19 protein-coding genes are annotated in these 16,990 nt (G+C 62.2%); 12 read left to right on the top strand and 7 right to left on the bottom strand.

Annotated features, from left to right (window positions below; translation table 11 throughout):
- Positions 1–144 precede the first annotated feature (144 nt).
- From ACNQOP_RS12330 to ACNQOP_RS12340, 3 genes are read right to left on the bottom strand one after another with little or no spacing between them, the layout of a single operon-like run.
- Complete coding sequence (locus ACNQOP_RS12330) at positions 145–1,299, bottom strand: LLM class flavin-dependent oxidoreductase (protein WP_284987704.1); 1,155 nt, start codon at positions 1,297–1,299, stop codon at positions 145–147.
- Between the two features lie 22 nt (positions 1,300–1,321).
- Positions 1,322–1,981, bottom strand: coding sequence for a methionine ABC transporter permease (locus ACNQOP_RS12335; RefSeq protein ID WP_144649471.1), 660 nt, complete (start codon positions 1,979–1,981; stop codon positions 1,322–1,324).
- 2 nt (positions 1,982–1,983) lie between these two features.
- Complete coding sequence (locus tag ACNQOP_RS12340; protein ID WP_416404611.1) at positions 1,984–3,102, bottom strand: methionine ABC transporter ATP-binding protein; 1,119 nt, start codon at positions 3,100–3,102, stop codon at positions 1,984–1,986.
- 221 nt (positions 3,103–3,323) lie between these two features.
- Between ACNQOP_RS12340 and ACNQOP_RS12345 the strand changes: the two genes are divergently transcribed.
- From ACNQOP_RS12345 to ACNQOP_RS12355, 3 genes are read left to right on the top strand one after another with little or no spacing between them, the layout of a single operon-like run.
- The gene (locus ACNQOP_RS12345) at positions 3,324–4,208 is read left to right on the top strand and encodes a MetQ/NlpA family ABC transporter substrate-binding protein (RefSeq protein ID WP_235517552.1); all 885 of its coding nucleotides are present in this window, start codon (positions 3,324–3,326) and stop codon (positions 4,206–4,208) included.
- A gap of 56 nt (positions 4,209–4,264) precedes the next feature.
- Entirely contained in the window at positions 4,265–5,614 is a 1,350-nt protein-coding gene (locus tag ACNQOP_RS12350) for an LLM class flavin-dependent oxidoreductase (RefSeq protein WP_416404612.1), read from the top strand.
- On the top strand, positions 5,611–6,150 hold the full coding sequence (locus ACNQOP_RS12355) for a GNAT family N-acetyltransferase (protein ID WP_416404613.1): 540 nt from the start codon (positions 5,611–5,613) through the stop codon (positions 6,148–6,150). Before ACNQOP_RS12350 ends, ACNQOP_RS12355 begins: the two co-directional genes overlap by 4 nt.
- 99 nt (positions 6,151–6,249) lie before the next feature.
- Here the strand turns inward: ACNQOP_RS12355 and ACNQOP_RS12360 are convergent, their stop codons facing one another.
- The 3 genes from ACNQOP_RS12360 to ACNQOP_RS12370 all read right to left on the bottom strand — a co-directional run bounded on the left by ACNQOP_RS12360 (position 6,250) and on the right by ACNQOP_RS12370 (position 7,860).
- The gene (locus ACNQOP_RS12360; RefSeq protein ID WP_416404614.1) at positions 6,250–6,972 is read right to left on the bottom strand and encodes a zeta toxin family protein; all 723 of its coding nucleotides are present in this window, start codon (positions 6,970–6,972) and stop codon (positions 6,250–6,252) included.
- 79 nt (positions 6,973–7,051) lie between these two features.
- Entirely contained in the window at positions 7,052–7,489 is a 438-nt protein-coding gene (locus ACNQOP_RS12365) for a hypothetical protein (protein WP_235517559.1), read from the bottom strand.
- Between the two features lie 74 nt (positions 7,490–7,563).
- Positions 7,564–7,860, bottom strand: a complete 297-nt coding sequence (locus tag ACNQOP_RS12370) for a hypothetical protein (RefSeq protein ID WP_416404615.1) — start codon at positions 7,858–7,860, stop codon at positions 7,564–7,566.
- Positions 7,861–8,326: 466 nt separating this feature from the next.
- Between ACNQOP_RS12370 and ACNQOP_RS12375 the strand changes: the two genes are divergently transcribed.
- The 4 genes from ACNQOP_RS12375 (at position 8,327) to ACNQOP_RS12390 (ending at position 11,010) form a co-directional block, all read left to right on the top strand.
- On the top strand, positions 8,327–9,157 hold the full coding sequence (locus ACNQOP_RS12375) for an oxidoreductase (RefSeq protein ID WP_416404616.1): 831 nt from the start codon (positions 8,327–8,329) through the stop codon (positions 9,155–9,157).
- Between the two features lie 180 nt (positions 9,158–9,337).
- Entirely contained in the window at positions 9,338–9,508 is a 171-nt protein-coding gene (locus tag ACNQOP_RS12380; RefSeq protein ID WP_186313584.1) for a hypothetical protein, read from the top strand.
- Between the two features lie 185 nt (positions 9,509–9,693).
- Positions 9,694–10,824, top strand: a complete 1,131-nt coding sequence (locus ACNQOP_RS12385) for a glycosyltransferase (protein WP_416404617.1) — start codon at positions 9,694–9,696, stop codon at positions 10,822–10,824.
- A 6-nt stretch (positions 10,825–10,830) separates the two neighbouring features.
- On the top strand, positions 10,831–11,010 hold the full coding sequence (locus ACNQOP_RS12390; RefSeq protein WP_211713326.1) for a hypothetical protein: 180 nt from the start codon (positions 10,831–10,833) through the stop codon (positions 11,008–11,010).
- An 85-nt stretch (positions 11,011–11,095) separates the two neighbouring features.
- On the opposite strand, the gene ACNQOP_RS12395 is transcribed toward ACNQOP_RS12390, so the two are convergent.
- Positions 11,096–12,385 carry a hypothetical protein gene (locus tag ACNQOP_RS12395; RefSeq protein ID WP_416404618.1) on the bottom strand — a complete coding sequence of 430 codons (1,290 nt, stop codon included), beginning with the start codon at positions 12,383–12,385 and terminating at the stop codon, positions 11,096–11,098.
- A gap of 393 nt (positions 12,386–12,778) precedes the next feature.
- Between ACNQOP_RS12395 and ACNQOP_RS12400 the strand changes: the two genes are divergently transcribed.
- The 5 genes from ACNQOP_RS12400 to ACNQOP_RS12420 all read left to right on the top strand — a co-directional run bounded on the left by ACNQOP_RS12400 (position 12,779) and on the right by ACNQOP_RS12420 (position 16,966).
- Positions 12,779–12,901: a hypothetical protein gene (locus ACNQOP_RS12400; protein WP_416404619.1), complete on the top strand. Its 123-nt coding sequence runs from the start codon at positions 12,779–12,781 to the stop codon at positions 12,899–12,901.
- Positions 12,895–14,511 carry an ArnT family glycosyltransferase gene (locus tag ACNQOP_RS12405; protein ID WP_416404620.1) on the top strand — a complete coding sequence of 539 codons (1,617 nt, stop codon included), beginning with the start codon at positions 12,895–12,897 and terminating at the stop codon, positions 14,509–14,511. The genes ACNQOP_RS12400 and ACNQOP_RS12405 overlap by 7 nt, the downstream gene beginning before the upstream one ends.
- A complete protein-coding gene (locus tag ACNQOP_RS12410) occupies positions 14,508–15,842 on the top strand; it encodes a hypothetical protein (RefSeq protein ID WP_416404621.1) in 1,335 nt (444 codons plus the stop codon). Before ACNQOP_RS12405 ends, ACNQOP_RS12410 begins: the two co-directional genes overlap by 4 nt.
- A gap of 79 nt (positions 15,843–15,921) precedes the next feature.
- The gene (locus tag ACNQOP_RS12415) at positions 15,922–16,404 is read left to right on the top strand and encodes an NUDIX domain-containing protein (RefSeq protein ID WP_416404622.1); all 483 of its coding nucleotides are present in this window, start codon (positions 15,922–15,924) and stop codon (positions 16,402–16,404) included.
- Entirely contained in the window at positions 16,394–16,966 is a 573-nt protein-coding gene (locus ACNQOP_RS12420; RefSeq protein ID WP_416404623.1) for an MOSC domain-containing protein, read from the top strand. The genes ACNQOP_RS12415 and ACNQOP_RS12420 overlap by 11 nt, the downstream gene beginning before the upstream one ends.
- Positions 16,967–16,990 lie beyond the last annotated feature (24 nt).

Consider the following 16,990-nt stretch of genomic DNA (forward strand, 5'->3'; position numbering starts at 1 on the left):
CGCCCCAAACCCCAAACCCTCTCTCACCAAACCGCCCCAAACCCCCAAACCCTCTCTCACAGGGCGGAACGTGAGAGAGGGATCGGGAAAAGCCGCGGAACGTGAGAGAGGGACAGCCCCAAACGGGCGGAACGTGAGCGAGGGTCACGGGCGGAGGAGGCGGGCGCGGGCGGCGGCTTGGCTTGCCCGGATCTCCTCGGCGGTGCGGCCTTGCTCCCGATGCGCCACTTCCTGCTTCAGCTGCGGAATAACGTGCTGCCCGAACTCAAGGGCGTCCGGGACGAAGTCGTAGCCACGGAGGCCGAAGATCTCGAATCCGAGGTCGTGGTAGTCCAGGATCGCCTGGGTGACGGTGTCGTAGGAGCCAACCAACGCCGTCGCGCTTCCTCCCCCGCCACCTGCCGCTTTGGCGAGGGCCGTCCACAGCGCGCGGTCGTGGAGGTCCCCGCGCTCGGCTGCAGCGAGGAGTCGCTGGGTGCCGGCGGCCTCGGGCTTCTGGTTGTAGTGGCGGACAGGATCAATCACCTCGCCGGCCGACCGTCGCGCCTCGAAGGTGCCCAGGATGGCGTGTGCTTTCTCCCACGCGAGCTCATCAGTTGGCCCAACAATGGGCCGGAAGGCGATTTGCCAGCGCAGGGGATGAGTGCGTCCGAGGGCAGCGGCCCGAGCAAGGATCTGCTCCTGCTGCCCGGCAGCATCCGCCAACGGCTCCCCGAAGAGCGCATAGATATCGGCCTCCGCGGCACCCACGGACCAGGCAGCCTCGGAGGATCCGCCAAAGGAAATACCCGGGCGTTTCCCCGCAAAGGGCGCCAGACCAGAAGCGAAGTCTTCAAACCGGTAGTGCTCACTGTCCCAACTGAACGAATCACCGGACCATGCCCGCCGGACGATCTGCATATATTCCTGCGTCCGGCCGTACCGGGCATCCTTGGCAAGGAAATCACCTTCGCGGGCTTGGTCCGCCTGGCTGCCGCCGGTGATGAAGTGCACGGTCAGTCGGCCTTGGGCGATGTGGTCGAGCGTCAGGAAGGAGCGCGCCGCGAACGTCGGGTGGGAAACGTTGGGCCGGTGCGCCAGCCGCAACTGAATCCGCTCGGTATGAGCGGCGACCCACGCTGCGTGGACTGAAGGGTCTTGGGTAGTGGAGTTGTAAGCGAACAGGACGTGGTCCCAGTTGTTGTCCTCATGGATCCTCGCGATACGGGCAGCGTACTGGGGATCGAAGAAGGACGTCGTGGCTGGCGACGTCTCGGTGGAATCGTTGCCGGCACCCATGCCGAGGAATTCGATAGGCACTGTGGTTCTCCCTTAAAACGAGTTAGCGGCGGAGGATGCGCTGGGCCAGGAAGTTGCCCAGCAACTGCGCGGCCTGCACCATGACGATGATGATGAGGACGGTCACCAGGGTGACTTCCCAGTTGAACTGCTGGTAGCCGTACATGATGGCGAAGTTGCCCAAGCCACCGCCGCCGATGTACCCGGCCATGGCGGACATATCCACGATGGCGATGATCATGAACGTGTAGCCCAGGATCAGCGGCGCCAGCGACTCGGGAATCACCACGGACCACAGGATGTGCAGGCGGCTGTCACCCATGGCCCGGGCGGCTTCCACAACACCGGGATCGGATGCGACCAGGTTTTGTTCCACCACACGCCCAATGACGACGCCGGCCATGAGCGCCATGGGCAGGATCGCGGCCGTGGTGCCGATGGTGGTTCCCATGACAATCAGCGTCAGCGGGGCGATGGCCGTGATGAAGATGATGAACGGGATGGGCCGGATGATGTTGACCAGGAAGTTCAGGAAGGAGAACACGGCCTTGTTGGCGAACAGGTTGCCCGGCCGGGTGGCGTAGAGCGTGACCCCCAACGCGAGCCCGGCAAGACCGCTGAGCAGGACCGTGATGACCACCATGTAGATGGTCTGTTGGAAGGATTCGCCCAGGACGGGCAGGAGGGTTGTCCAGTCGGTCATGGCTATTCTCCGGCGTTCGCGGGGACGGGCAGGTGCGGTACGGCACTATCGGCGGCGGCTGTCTGGCGCTCGACGGCGGTGACGTCGGCTAGGTCGGCGAGCGCGGCGTCAATGGCGTCGTCGCTGCCCGTGAGTTCGTAGGTGAGGGTGCCGAGGATCTTGTTCTGGATCTCCGTGACACCGCCGAACACGACGCTGGAGCCGACACCGTGGCGTTCAAAAGTGGCAGCAACCAAGGGAGTGGGCGCAGCCTCGGAGATGCCGATGGAGACGAGCCGGCCCGGATGCGCGGCAGCTAGCCGGCTGACAGTGTCCGGTTCCGGTGTGCCGTGGACAGCTGTGGAGACGAAGCGCTGGGTGGAGTCGCTCTGCGGGTTGGCGAACACGGAGTACGTCGGCCCGGCTTCCACCACCTTGCCGGATTCCATCATCACCACGGTGTCGCAGATCTCCCGGACCACGTGCATCTCGTGGGTAATAACCACAACGGTGGTCCCAAGTTCCTTGTTGATACGCCGGAGCAGACGGAGGACGTCGCGGGTGGTTTCCGGGTCCAGTGCGCTGGTGGCTTCGTCGGCGAGAAGGATGTCCGGAGCGTTCGCCAGGGCGCGGGCGATGCCGACGCGTTGCTGCTGCCCGCCGGAAAGCCGCCGAGGGTAGGAGCCCGCCTTGTCAGCGATGCCCACGAACTCCAGGAGCTCGTCCACTCGTGGCTTGATTTTGTCCTTGGGCCAGCCGGCCACCTTGAGCGGGTAGGCGACGTTTCCGAACACGGTGCGGGACTTCAGGAGGTTGAACTGTTGGAAGATCATGCCGATGCCGGCGCGAACCTTCCGGAGTTCGCTTTCCGGGAGGGACGAGATGTCCTGGCCTTTGACGAAGACCTGCCCCTCCGTGCGACGCTCCAGCCCGTTGAGCAGCCGGACGAGGGTGGATTTGCCCGCTCCCGAGTATCCGACGATGCCCACGACGGTCCCCTCCTCCACGTCCAAGGTGACATGGTCGACGGCGCGTACCGGCTCCGTGGTCCTGTTGCCCGCGCGTTTGCTTCCTTGGGCGCGGTTGCCACCTTGGACCGGGAACAGTTTGCTGACGCCGCGCAGCGAAACGATCGCGCTCACCGGAGCCTCCTTTGGGGTTGTTTGGATGCCCATTCCAACAGCGCGCAAGCCTGCAGATCGAACCCCGTGACCCCTTGTGACCTGCGGTTTCTTTCCTTGACGGCGCGCGTCGGAGTGTTGCGAAAGCGTTCGATTCCCACCGGTCACCCTGCCTAGCGTGAGGCAGGGGGAACACCCCGTACCTTTCCATTCGCATCAGACCCTTTGTACGGAGAAGCATCATGAAGAACCGCTTGTTAGTCGCCGCCGTCGGCCTCATCGCCGCCCTATCGCTCTCGGCCTGCGGAGGTGCGTCAAGCGGTTCCACGACCTCTGCGAACACCAAGGTGGTTATCGGCGTCGACGACGGCGCCGAACAACACTGGACCATCCTGAAGAACAAGCTCAAGGACCAAGGCATCGACCTCGAAGTTAAGAACTTCACCGACGGCGCCCAGATCAACACGGCAACCCAGCAGGGACAGGTAGACATCAACCTGTTCCAGCACCTGAAGTACTTGTCGCAGTTCAACGTGAACAGCAACGGCACACTGGTCCCAGTCGGAGCTACTGCCGTCTACCCGCTGGCGTTGTACTCGGAGAAGTTCAAGTCCGTGCAGGAGCTTCCGGCCGATGCCGAGGTTGCCATCCCCAACAACCCCACCAACCAGGCGCGCGCCCTGCTCAACCTTCAGACGGCAGGCTTGCTGCAGCTCAAGGATGGCGGCAACTCGCTCTCCACGCCCGCCGAAATTACGTCAAGCAAGATCAAGGTTGTCCCGGTGGACAGCAACCAGACAGTCAATGCGCTCAAGGGCACCACTGAAGCCGCGGTTGTTAACAACACCCAGGCACAGAAGGGCGGACTTGGCGATGACAAGATCATCTTCAAGGAAGACCTCAACTCTGAGTCCCTGGCGCCGTACATCAACGGCTTCGTGGTGAAGGCTGACCGAAAGGATGATCCCACGTGGAAGAAGATTGTGGACGCCTATCACACGCCCGAAGTCGAAGCTGCGGTCACCAAGCTCAACGACGGCAACCTGCAGTTCAAGGCTGACTGGACCGCTGCCAAGCTGCAGGAAGTCCTGACCGCCGAAGAAGACGCCATCAAGAAGACCAAGTAGCCGCACAAGGGTGCCCGCCACGCGGCGGGCACCCTAACGGCACCCAGGAACAGGCCATGAACCAGAGACTCACCCGTGAACGCCAGCAGATCCATTTCTTTGCCTACCTTGTGGGCACCGGCATCCATTTGGCTTCCTGGCGGCACGAAACGGCCTTTCCCCAGGCCAGCATCGACTTTGAGCACCAAGTAAAGCTCGCCCGGACAGCCGAGGACGCGAAATTCGACGCCATCTTCCTGGGCGATTCCCTGGCGATCGATGAGACGTCCAACCCGGGCATCCTCAACAGGTTCGACCCCATCGGCCTGGTCACGGCCCTTGGCGCGGTCACCAACAGGATCGGCCTCATCGCCACGTCCTCCACCTCTTATGACGAGCCCTTCAACTTTGCCCGGGCTGCCCTCACCGCGGACCACATCAGCGGTGGCCGCGTCGGCTGGAACATCGTCACCACGCGCGACCTCACCAACAGCACGGCCGGCAACTTCAGCGCCGATGAGCACTTCGACCACAGCCTCCGGTACCGACGCGCCGAAGAGTTCGTTGAGGTGACCCAAGGCCTCTGGAATTCCTGGGACACGGACGCCTTCCTCTATGACAAGGACAACGGCCGATTCTTCGACCGCCACAAACTCCGCCGCCTTGAGTACAAGGGCGAGTTCTTCAAGGTTGCAGGTCCGCTCAACATTGGGCCATCACCGCAGCATTCCCCTTTGCTGGCCCAGGCGGGCACTTCGGTGCCCGGCCAGCAGCTGGGTGCCCGGTTCGCCAACGCCCTCTTCGCCAGCCATCCCGACATTCCGCAGGCGAGGCAATACCGCGATTCCGTAAGGGCCCAAGCAAAGGCGTTTGGCCGGAATCCCGACGAACTCTACGTCTACCAAGCCATCTCCCCTGTAGTGGCGGACACCCGCGACGAGGCCTTGGAACGAATCCGGGAACTGGACAGCCTCATCACGGATCAGCAGGTCCTGGACTTCCTGCAGGAGTATTTCGCAGGCCAGTTGGACTTCACGGGCCTCGGGGCGGACGCCACGGTGAACCAGTCCGGGATCCCCACCATCGCACAACCCCGGACCGATTTCCGTTCCGCCGGCGAACAGATCAGTGGGCGTGAAGACGAGGTCACGCTCAAGGACCTCTACTCAATCCTCACTGGCGACAAACGGAACCACGACTTCATCGGCACCCCGCAGCACGTGGCCGACTCCTTGGAGCGATGGCACGCTGAGGGCGCAGCCGACGGTTTCAACCTCATGTTCTCGCTCCTCCCCCAGGACCTGGAGCGCTTCACCACGGGCGTCATTCCGCTGCTCCAGGAACGCGGCCTCGCACGCACTGAGTACGCCGGCACCACCTTGAAATCGCATCTGGGACTCGATCCGCAGCCGAAAGGACAACCATGACCACCACACCAACCGTCGCCACCGCCACCCACGCGATCCGCCAGGCTCGCCCCGAGGAGTACGACGCCGTGGGGCGGCTGACGTACGAAGGGTTCGGTCATCATCTCCCAGGCGCCCGCCAACCGGACGAACAACGGCTGGAGCTTTTGCTCGACGCCTCTGCACGGGCCGCCGAAGGACTCCTGCTGGTCGCCGAGGACCTGGAAACCAAGCGTCTGGTGGGCACGGCGAGCCTCCTCCCCTTTGGTTCACGCCTCAGCCGTCAGGCGGAGGAAGGCGAGGTGGAGCTGCGGTTGCTGGCTGTGCACCCGGACGCGCGCAGGACAGGCCTTGGCCAGAAAATCCTGGACGAATCCGCCCGCTTGGCCGCCGCACAGGGTGCCCTGCGCGTGGTGCTGGACACCGCCGTCGACAATGAAGCGTCCCAACGCCTTTACCGACGCCTTGGCTATATTCGACGTCCCGAGCGCGAGAAGGAGCGCCCCGCGCCAAAGGTGCAGCTGGTGGTCTACACGCTGGAGCTCCCGCCGGCATAAGGGAGGCCCCACCGCACATGCCCGATGGCTGCAGAGTTCGAACTTCTGCGGTCTCTGAAAATCATCAGGGGTTTTGGTTCGACATCGACCGTGGCATGGCTACCTGAAAACCGTTTCAGAAGACAAGGTCACAACCCCTGTTGCAGGATCTACGTCGAACCGGCTTAGCTTACCGGCACCCAGTTCGTCTGCCGCGCGCTCGGCCAGAATCAAGGCGTTGGCCGCGCACGAAGATTGCCATGAGTGATTTTCGTAGTAACCCTGAATGACCTTTTCGGCAACGAACCTCCCACCGAGGTCAAGATCACGTTGCCTCCCGTGCCACCATCGTGTTCTGGCGCGCTCAGTTGCGACATGCAGAGGAGCCTCAACGTTCACTACTTCCAGGTCCTCGTATCCTGCGCTGAACAACTCGTTGATGTAGACATCGATGAGTGGCCTCCAAGATAGGGTTCCGTCCAAGACGACGTTCTCGCCTGCGCTCAACGCCAACCGCCGTACGACATCCGTGGTCCGCGAAGAAGCTGAATGGATGTGCGCGGCAAGTTCCCGTATGCCGACGGGCTTTCCGTCAGGCAGGACGTGAGTGTGCCTGTATGCCAGCAGACCATTGGCATCCGCATCCCTGAGGAGCAGATCTTTGGCCACATCGGGGTCGATGACGCGATACCTCTGAAGCGCCATCGTCTCTCTTGCCTCCGACTTTCCCGCACCAGGCGGACCAGGCGTGACTACCACCGCATGGCCGCCCGTTGACACATCGTCCTGAAGACGCATGTATGCCTTAGCGGTGCGCGCTATAGCTAAGTCATCGAAGTGCACGGCCAGTTCTGAAGGTGGCGTTTCCAGTGCACCACCTGGAGAAAAGAGTTGGGTAAGAGCGGAATGGACGTCGTCCCGGTCAACGGCCAATTGCCGCCCTTACCTCCTGGAACTCGGTTTCGCTGAGGAGACCCTGGGCCACGGCCACCACTACTTGGTCCCACGTCCCGGGCACACGACCTTCGTTCGGGTATGGTGCATCTTCGCCGAAGGAGTACGCGAACGCTTTCAGATCAGCCACAAGTTTGTCGCGGGACGTGTCATAGGCGAAGGCGCGGAGGATCACTTCCTCCGGATCGGGGCTCAGGTCTCCGCCTCTGCGTTCGATGGCCTTTAGCAACCGGTGCACTTTGGCCTGGCTTGTCACAAGGATCTCGGCGATATCACGCTGATTGAAGTTCCGATTCGCGACGTTCCGAACCGCCCGAAGCTCATCAAGCAAATCGACCCGCTGTCGAGCCTGACGCTGCAGCGCCTCATGATGCATTGCAGCAAGATTGCTGTCCATGGTGATCATTCGACACCTCCTCTTCTGCTGTCAGCCTACCTTCCTGATTCACCATGAATCAAGAAGGTAGGCTGCTGTAATCGTCACCGATTCCGTGAGGAGTGGTTGTCACGCGCACCGAGGACGACAGCGAAAACGAACGCGACCGCCAACGTCACCAACGTGGGGACGAGACCCGCTGTGGAAGCCTTTGCCTTAGGCGGGCTAACCGGAGTGAAGAGGTCGGCAAGAACGCAGTAAATAACGCCTGCGATACCCAAAACCATGGGGATATAGAAATCCTTGCCGATTTGCCACAACTGAACGTAGCTGTAAACGGCTAGGGCGGGGGCAATGAGGCTAAATCCGATACGTGCAAACAGAGGCAGCCTACTGAACATGGCCAGAAGACTTGTCGTGTAGAGGGAGGGGCCAAGTGCCACTAGCGCTGAAGACCAGGCGCTGTACTGATCCGCCAGCGATTTGTTGTCTGCAAGGGCATTTGTTGCCAAATGAAGCAGATAGATAGGTAATGCAAGAGTCGCCACCAGCCCTGCCCCTAGCAGCGTGTACTGGACTACTTTCATCCAAGTCGGCCACTCGTTGTTGTTTCTGTCTGTTCTTGGCACGGTTTCCCCCGATGGTCCATTCCCTTGAGCCACACAACTGAAGCGCCGTGGGCCGATGCAGACTATCAGCACGCACCTGATCACCGTCCCTGCCCTCAGAGCCCGGTTTTCGGCCTGAGCAACAACGAGATCCTCCCGGCGGCATAAGAGGGGCCCCGGCAATACCCGGAAGGCCGGGCACTCCCGCATTCCCAGGAGTAGCGTTCCAATGGAATGGTCCCCTAGGAAAAGGAACATCATGACTACCTGGCTCATCACAGGCTGCTCCACCGGACTCGGCCGGGCCCTCGCCCAAGCGGTCCTCGCAAAAGGCGATAACGCCGTCGTCACTGCCCGCAACACGGATTCGCTGCAGGACCTGACTACGGAATTCCCGACGACGGCCCTCGCCGTGTCGCTCGACGTCACCGATCAGTCCCAGGTGGACGCGGCGGTTCAGCAGGCAACGGAGCGTTTCGGCGGCGTGGACGTCCTGGTCAACAACGCCGGCTACGGTTACCGTGCAGCCATTGAAGAGGGCGACGACGCCGACGTCCGCGCACTGTTCGACACCAACGTGTTCGGCCCCGTCGCCATGATCAAGGCTGTCCTCCCGGGCATGCGCTCCACGCGCTCGGGCGCGATCGTGAATATCTCCTCCATTGGTGCCCGGATCTGCCCGCCCGGATCGGGGTACTACTCTGCGTCCAAGGCCGCCCTGGAGGGAATCTCGGGTTCGCTGCACAAAGAACTCCAGCCGTTGGGGATCTCCGTCACTGCCGTGGAACCGGGTGGATTCCGAACCGACTTCGCCGGGCGTTCGCTCACCCAGTCGGCCGAGGCAATCGCGGACTACGCTGACACGGCCGGGAAACGCCGTAAGGAAAACGACACTGTCCACGGCACCCAGCCGGGCGATCCGGACAAGGCTGCCCAAGTGATCATCAGCGCAGTCGAAGCCGAGCAGACCCCGGCTTTCCTGTTGCTTGGAGCGGATGCCGTTTATGCCTACGACGCTGTGGAGGAAGCGATGCGCGCAGAGGTTGACCGTTGGCGCGAGCACAGTGCCAGCACTGGTTACACGGAGTAACGAGCAACGTGTAATCGGTCACACTTGGCCGGATTCGCTTGTCAATCGCGGTGCGCAACATGAACCATGAATGAGGGAATTCGTTCCCTTACAAGCTGAATCAGCAATCCTCACCGACGAGGATGCGGCCCCGGGCGAAGAGGCTTGGGGCTGATAACGGCCTGAGTGAAAGTACTGACAATGACGACACATACTGACTCCATCACGCTGAAAATCTGGGACAAGTCGGCCATCGACCACACCATCGATGCCGCCATCCAGTCCCTCTCACACCGCGCCGCCGCCGAAAACTGCGGCATCGCAGTGACGCTCAGCGGACCGAAAACCTTCACGGTCGCCTTGAGCCGCTAAGCAGCCCAAACCAAACGCAAGAGGACGACGCCGGTAATTGCCGGCGTCGTCCTCTTGCGTTTAAGTCCGTCTGGAAGTCCTGAGCAAACCTTGAGTTTTCCTTGACGCTTTGCCTGCGTATTTCTTGCGTTGGCGTTGGAACTCTAAGTGAGTCAACGCTTCAACAAACGAACGGAGGGATCACAATGCTCACGGAAATCACGGTTCGTGCAGACGCACCGGACACGGATGCCTCACCGCGCGGATCCCACCGTGCCGCCGGCGGAGTAGTAACAGTCCTGGTCCCGGCCCACAACGAATCTGCCGGAATCACCGAGACGCTGGTATCTCTGAAGAACCAAACCCGCCGCCCGGACCGCATCATCGTGGTCGCCGATAACTGCACCGATGACACCGAGGCTTTGGCACTTGCCCAGGGCGTTGAGGTCCTGCCAACCGTCGGTAACAAGGACAAGAAGGCCGGTGCCTTGAACTTCGCACTCAGCCAATTGCTTCCGGACGCCGACCCCGAAGACTTGGTCCTGGTCCAGGACGCCGACTCCCAGCTGGCCCTGGACTTCATCGAGAACGCCACCGCCAACCTGCTCAAGGACGATCTGCTCGGCGCCGTTGGTGGCGTGTTCAGCGGTGGTCCCGGCGGCGGTTTTGTGGGCCACCTGCAGCGCAACGAGTACGCCCGCTACGCAAGGGACGTCAAGCGCCTCCACGGCAAATGCCTGGTGGTGACCGGAACGGCCGCACTGTTCAGGGTCAAGACGTTGCGCGATGTGGTCGCAGCCCGTTTGGCGGGCACCTTGCCTCCCGGAAACGGCAAGGGCGGCGTCTACGACACCTCCGTCCTCACCGAAGACAACGAGCTTTCCTTCGCCCTGCTGACCCTCGGGTACCGCATCGCTTCGCCCTCCAATTGCACCCTGGTCACCGAGGTCATGCCCACCTGGCGTGAACTCTGGGCGCAACGGCTCCGCTGGAAGCGGGGCGCTGTGGAGAACTGCGTGCAGTACGGCTGGACCAAGGTAACGCGCGCTTACTGGGGCCGGCAGTTCCTGTCCATGATCGGCGTCGTAGTAACCATCGCCTACTTCGGCTCCATCATTTTTGCTTTGACCACCGGAATGGGCCTGAACCTCCAGCCATTCTGGATCGCAGTCACCGGCATCTTCGTCCTGGAACGCATCGTCACACTGCGTTTCCGCGGCTGGAGGTACATGCTGCTGGCCGCCACCATGTACGAAACCGTCATCGATATCTTCCTCCAGGCCGTGCACGCCAAGGCCTACCTGGATGCAGCCCTCAACCGCAAGAAAGTTTGGTAATCACTGATGTACAACAACCCAGCAGGACCCGCAGCAGGCGCATTCGTAGGTGCCACAGGCTCAGGAACGCTCGCCATGACAGGCGCAGGCGATCTGTTCTGGTTCGCCCTGGCTGCCTTCGCAATGCTCGCCCTGGGCCTCGCCATCAAGAGGATCGTCCCAGTCCGTGCCGAGAAGAAGGCCTAGCCGCTTCTCCCCAAAGCCCAACAGGCCCGCAGGTGTGTCGCTTTCCCCCCAGCGCGACACAACTGCGGGCCCGTTGTTTTAAGACTCAGGCCACAACCGCTGTGCTGGCGGATGTTTTGGCCGCCGTGGTGTAACCAGGGTTGGTGCCGGTGACCTTCACACTCATCGTGTCGGCCTGGTCAGCGCTCACCAGCGTGTAGGTTTTAGCCGTTGCCCCCGAAATCGCCACCCCTGACCGATACCACTGGTACGTCAGGGTGGTTCCTGAGGTCCAGGTGCCCGTATTGGCTGTCAGTGTGGAGCCCACGGTCAACGTCCCAGTGATGGTGGGAACCGGTGCCACCAGGGTGCCTGCGACAACTGTTGCCGTTGGCGCGGACTCCTTGGTTGTTGTTGCGTACCCGGCTTTGGTTCCGGTGACCCGGACAGTCAATTTGGTGCCTTGGTCTGCCGCAGCCAGGACGCGGGTTGCGTTGGTGCCGCCTGCAATCGCCACTCCATTCCTGTACCACTGATACGTCAATGCGGTGCCTGTGGTCCACGTTCCCGGCGCGGCCGTCAACGTTGAACCCACCGCTGCCGTACCGGTCACCGTGGGAGTCGGGGCTGTCAGCGGGATGCCCGGGACAAAGGAGAAATCGCGGATGGTGACGGATTCCGGAGCAACAGCTGCGGCGTTTCCACCGCCACCCCCGGTCACCCAAAGGTTGAAATGGATCTGTTCCTTGGCGGGAACCGGAACCGTGGATCCCTGGAGGACGGTCCTCTTCAGCAGCGGTCCGGTGTAGCCCTCCCCTGCAAACGTCTCGAAAGTCAGCTTGCCCGGCTCCCACACCATCCTGTGGGTGAGAATCGGAGCGTTGGTGACATCGAAGGTGACAGTGTTATTGCCCTGCCCTGGATGCTTGGTGGCATCGAACCAGTAGCCATGCCCCTGCGTTACCGGCCAGTTCTCGCCGTAAGCCGCTCCGCCACCCCACGCCGACGCTTCGCATAGATCGATTTCGGTGTACCCGGGTTCCGCTGCGGGGTCGTACGTGAACAGACAACCCCATACAACTTCCTTCTGCAGGGCGCTGACGTCCTTTTCCACCGTGGTGCTGTAGGTGCCATAGCCAAATCCTTCACGGGTGGACTGGAACTCCGCCCCCTTGGGAGCGGACCCGGTGGGATTGGTGATGGAGAGTTTGACGTACCCGTTGGCGTCAGGATTGCTCACATTGTTGGCGTCCCAGCTGGCGTTGTACATGGGCGCCCCACCCCAAAAACGCTTTTGCCAGTTGAATCCCTTCCACGCAAAACTGCCCACCGGCCCGGGATCATCAGCCATCGGCGTGGTATCCGCGGCACTTGAGGGGCCCATACCCGTGAACATCGATAAACCTACCGCCGCAATGACGGCCAATCCCATTGCTTTTCTTCCCCCATGTGGAAGGAGCTTCACTGACAATGCCATAGCTGTGTCCTCCTGCTGATGCGCCCAGAAATGCCTCCGGCAATTGCCCGAGGCCGCCGTGACGTTCCACCCCCGAGGAACGTGCAACTCCTCGATTATCGATTAGGCAGGGTCCTGTCGGAAGCGAAATGGGCCAGCAAAATCGGCACTACTACATCAATTGGATAACGGCGGGACGTCGCACTACCTCTGGCGCTGCATTCCGGGGCGACTCCGGCCGCGTCACGATCACTCGTTTGCCCGCACTAACAAAGTGACAGGACACATGCCTTGATGCAGAAAGACATGGACGTTAGATCGGAGACTCATCCAATGAAAAGCCGCAGCGGCACCGCTGAGCCCGGACCGGTTTTGCACTACGCAGCCCCGGGTGAGCTGTCCTCCGCCGAAGCCAAGACACCGCACATCGGGAACACCCAAGCCCCTACATGCTGACCTCGAGCACAATAACTCCCGGGCATCCCACGAACGCACAGGACCAATCCGGGACACCCATGCTGCGGGTCCGGATCCGGAAGGAGTCCTGGACCTCGAAGCTCGCCCGGCAGCCTGTGTGGTTTGCCGGGCTAGTGGGTTTGCTCGCCCTGGTGTTCCGGGTGACAGGAGTCGAGCGGGCCAACGACGTCTTCATCGACGAGGTGACATACGCCGATCTGGCCAGGCAACTGGCGGCTGGACAGGTTCCTTCAACGTCCGGGTCTCCCTTTTTCCTTCATCCGCCCGGCTCCTACGCACTCAATGCCTTGGTTATCCGGATCATGGGCCTCGATGGGCATCCCATGGACCTGGCACTTCAACTGCGCTGGTTCAACGCCTTCCTGGGTGTGGCCACCGTTGTTGTCTGCTTCATGCTGGTCCGCCGTCTGGTAGGGCTGGGGCCCGCCACCGTGGCCGGCATCATCCTGGCCAGCGACCCCTTCGTGCTCCGCATGGACGGGCGGTTGATGATGGAGACGCCCACTGGCCTGGCGGTCCTGTCCGGTTGGCTCCTGGTCCTGCTGCTGCTCAAGCGGGAACGCGGACACACCAGGCTGTGGCTCGAAATAGCAGCAGGACTGGTTTTTGGTTTGGCGATCGTCATGAAAGACATGACGGCGATTTTCACGGTGGTCCCATTGCTGGCCGGTGTGCTCTGGCGGCGAACGGTTCCTCCGCTGGCTGCACTGCGGATTGTGGGTTGTTCCGTGGTTCCGTACCTCATCTATCTGAGCTTGATCACTACGGGTGGTTTGCTCCCCCAGTTCCTGGAACAAAAGTCCGTGGGTGTCCTGAGAATGGCCGGCGTGGTGCAAATGACCGGCTTCAATGCCGTCCCTGGCGTCGGGCTGCTGGATCGGCTGATGGTTCTGTTGGGGCGCTTCGGCACAAGCTACGTGCTCCTGGGACTTTCCATCGTGGCCGGCGTGCTGGCCGCGGCCTCCCCTCTGGTGGAACGACGCATCATTGGTTTGTTCTCATTAATCACCGGCCTGGTGGGCGTCTACTCCGTGTTTTTCGGTGCCGCCGAGGAACAGTTCGGCTATTGCGTGGTGCTGGCGGCTTTGGTTTCAACGCCTGTAGCCACGGTCATGGTGGTGACGTGGCGACCCCGCCTGCGGGGTGCCGTAACCGCCGTCGTCATCCTCATGACAGGCCTGGGCCTGTTTTTGGGTGTTCAGGCAAGGTCGGTGGTTGACGACGGGCTGGTCCGTGCGCGAGCCTTCATGAACACGGAGCTGCCTGCGTCCGCGATAGTAGGGCTGACGTCCGTCACGGGTGAGTTCGCACTTTTGCCGCACGAGGGCTGGGAGGTTTTGCCGTCCTTGCAGTCACTGCATGACCGGAACGCGGAGTATGTCCTGACGCAGGGCAGGCAACTGGGCGAAGGCTACGGCTACGCATCACCTGCATTCCTGGACTGGCTAGAGAAGAATGCCCAGCCCGTCTTCACCTTCTCCGGGCCAACGTCCGGGAACACGGTGGTGTGGAAACTGGATCACGACAAGCTGGACGCCGCTGTGGCGGGCGGAATGACGCTGCCACCGGTGACCGGGGGTTACCCGTGAGCCGCGTGGTCCTCATCGCGGTCCTGGCACTGGTAATCCTCGGATCGGGCGCCGGCTGCTCTGCCGGAACGAGCCGTGTCAGTGCGGCCCCGATGGCTTTCGGCGTCCTGGGCTCCAGCTGTTCCCCGGACCGTCTGGCCGCGCTTCGGACGGTTGGAGTTACCGTAGTGGAGCTGCCACTGGCTTGGGATCGCTACGAGCCAGTGGAAGGCCGGGTGGATTCACGCTACGTCGCTGAGGTGCAGGCACGGTTGGACGCGTGCCGCCAGGCCGGGATGGGAGTGGTCCTGTCTCCTGGCCTTCACTATGCGCCGAACTGGGTCCGGCGGTTGACTGGAGGTGTCCTGAAGGGCAGCTCCGGAGGCGTAGCCCGCCACGGCGGAGCGGAGCTGATCTTCAGCGCCGCAACCCGGGATGCCGCCCAAAAATACCTGGCCCGCGTCGCATCGGATCTCGGGCTGGAGCACTTCACGGCCATAAGGGTTGGTACGGATGCCAGCGGTGAGCTGGGATATCCGGGACCCGAGGATGGCGGAAATGAACGCGAGTATTGGGCCTTTGGCGACGCTCCCCAACACGGGATCGGACTGGCCGAAGGCGCGGCACGGTCGCCCATGCCAGGTTGGGTTCCGGGCTCCCGATCGTGGAACGGACGATTGGTAACGCCTGAGCAGGTCCGGAACTGGTGGGACTGGTACACGGGATCAGCTGTGGATGCGGTGGTTTGGCAGGTGGGCGAGTTGCGGAAGCTCGGCTACCAAGGGCTGGTTCACGTTCCGGTGGCCGGCCGGGGCGCCTTGCCTGCCGACGTCGGGAAAGCGGTGGAGGGACGCCTCGATGGCCGCGCCAACCCGGATGGTGCCCTGGAACGCGGCCTTGATTACGTTGCGCAGTTCGCGGTTTTGGCAGCGTTGCCCGGACTGGCTATTGACTTCACTGGTTTGGACGACGTCTCTGATGTGGTGGCGGGGGCCGCCGATCCGCCGCAGGACCGCTGTCGCCCGGAGGACCAAACCAGGGTGGTCCAGGATGACGTCTCTGAATGGTCGTCCCACAGATACACCACTGCATTGGCGAGGCGCTCCGGGCTCGGGTTGGTTGGTGAAAATCCCGGCCCTCCAGATGCGCCGTTCACCGGGGGGTCGCCGCTCTCCCACAGCCTTGCCGATCAGTTGCGGCTGGCGCCCGAGTACGCCGCGGAGTGCGGGATGAGCATGTTCCTTTTCGGCTTCGAGGAGGACCTCTTCCGGGGCGAGGGCCACGCCGGAAAAGAGGTGGGCGTAGCGGACTACGGCAGGGTGATCCAGCAGCTCCGGGCAGACGGGCGTTGACGCGGCAATCCCCGAGGGCCAACGCATCCGGTAGGCTCGGTTCCTGACCTTGGACGTCCTGGGTGGTTCGAAGGAAAACATGGCAATTCGCAGCGCAGGAATAATTCTTTACCGGCAGCCTCCATCTGGTCCGTTGGAACTATGGATAGCCCACATGGGCGGCCCATTCTGGTCACGGAAAGACCAGCACGCGTGGTCCATTCCCAAGGGCGAATTCACTGACGATGAAGACGCCCTGGACGCAGCGAAACGGGAATTTCTGGAGGAAATTGGCTCCCCTCCCCCATCCGTGGACTACGAATTGTTGGGGGTTTTCCGGCAGCCCTCCGGCAAACTCATCACTGCTTTCGCCGCCGAAGCCAGGGAATTTCAGCCGGACACAATTGTCAGCAACACCTTCCCCATGGAGTGGCCAAAAGGCTCAGGGGCCATCAAGGAATACCCCGAGATTGATGACGCACGTTGGTTTGATGAAGCCACGGCCCGGACCAAGCTGGTCAAAGGGCAGCTGCCCATCGTTGATGCGTTGGTCAGTCGGCTAGCGTTAAGGGATGGCCACTGAATACAGGTACGACGTCGAGGTTCTGCACCTATTGGTGTCGCCGGCGCATGCCTACTTTGGTCGTGCCCGGGAGGGGGCTGCGGATGTCCCCACCACGGATGCCCACCACGCGGAACTGGTCACCGGGAAGGGAATTGTTGGGGACAGGTTCTTCGGCAAGGCCGCCCACATGGACGCAGCAGTCACGCTCTTCTCTGTCGAGGCGTTGGAGGCAATCGCGGACGAACTCGACGCCGGGCCTTTTGACCCGTTGCTGACGCGCCGCAATGTTGTGCTCAGGGGTGCCGAGCTGGCGCCCTTGCTCGGCCACGAATTCACCCTGGAGTCCGGGGACGATGCGGTGCGGTTGAAGGCGGGTCGCCCAGCCCACCCGTGCGCATGGATGGACCAAATGTTGGCTCCCGGCGCCCACAAAGCGATGCGGGGCCGCGGCGGCATGCGATGCCAGGTCATCTCGGGTGGCCTGCTTCATCGAGGGCCCGCGGTACTGGTTAGCCCGGTGCCCCTGGATCCCACCAAGGCCGGAGATGCCAACGTGCTTCGACCGTCACGCCTGCCCTAGGGAGCACAGCACGCACCATTGAAG

The sequence above is a fragment of the Arthrobacter sp. LFS091 genome, from assembly GCF_047977885.1.
Classification (GTDB): Bacteria; Actinomycetota; Actinomycetes; order Actinomycetales; family Micrococcaceae; genus Arthrobacter.

Excerpts from the sequence above, each read along its gene's own strand:
- ACNQOP_RS12365 (WP_235517559.1), bottom strand. The coding sequence starts at position 7,489 with ATGATCACCATGGACAGCAATCTTGCTGCAATGCATCATGAGGCGCTG.
- ACNQOP_RS12335 (WP_144649471.1), bottom strand. The coding sequence starts at position 1,981 with ATGACCGACTGGACAACCCTCCTGCCCGTCCTGGGCGAATCCTTCCAA.
- ACNQOP_RS12400 (WP_416404619.1), top strand. The coding sequence starts at position 12,779 with ATGAAAAGCCGCAGCGGCACCGCTGAGCCCGGACCGGTTTTGCACTAC.
- ACNQOP_RS12390 (WP_211713326.1), top strand. The coding sequence starts at position 10,831 with ATGTACAACAACCCAGCAGGACCCGCAGCAGGCGCATTCGTAGGTGCC.
- ACNQOP_RS12415 (WP_416404622.1), top strand. The coding sequence starts at position 15,922 with ATGGCAATTCGCAGCGCAGGAATAATTCTTTACCGGCAGCCTCCATCT.
- ACNQOP_RS12380 (WP_186313584.1), top strand. The coding sequence starts at position 9,338 with ATGACGACACATACTGACTCCATCACGCTGAAAATCTGGGACAAGTCG.
- ACNQOP_RS12385 (WP_416404617.1), top strand. The coding sequence starts at position 9,694 with ATGCTCACGGAAATCACGGTTCGTGCAGACGCACCGGACACGGATGCC.
- ACNQOP_RS12420 (WP_416404623.1), top strand. The coding sequence starts at position 16,394 with ATGGCCACTGAATACAGGTACGACGTCGAGGTTCTGCACCTATTGGTG.
- ACNQOP_RS12405 (WP_416404620.1), top strand. The coding sequence starts at position 12,895 with ATGCTGACCTCGAGCACAATAACTCCCGGGCATCCCACGAACGCACAG.
- ACNQOP_RS12395 (WP_416404618.1), bottom strand. The coding sequence starts at position 12,385 with ATGTTCACGGGTATGGGCCCCTCAAGTGCCGCGGATACCACGCCGATG.
- ACNQOP_RS12355 (WP_416404613.1), top strand. The coding sequence starts at position 5,611 with ATGACCACCACACCAACCGTCGCCACCGCCACCCACGCGATCCGCCAG.
- ACNQOP_RS12345 (WP_235517552.1), top strand. The coding sequence starts at position 3,324 with ATGAAGAACCGCTTGTTAGTCGCCGCCGTCGGCCTCATCGCCGCCCTA.
- ACNQOP_RS12375 (WP_416404616.1), top strand. The coding sequence starts at position 8,327 with ATGACTACCTGGCTCATCACAGGCTGCTCCACCGGACTCGGCCGGGCC.
- ACNQOP_RS12350 (WP_416404612.1), top strand. The coding sequence starts at position 4,265 with ATGAACCAGAGACTCACCCGTGAACGCCAGCAGATCCATTTCTTTGCC.
- ACNQOP_RS12370 (WP_416404615.1), bottom strand. The coding sequence starts at position 7,860 with ATGTTCAGTAGGCTGCCTCTGTTTGCACGTATCGGATTTAGCCTCATT.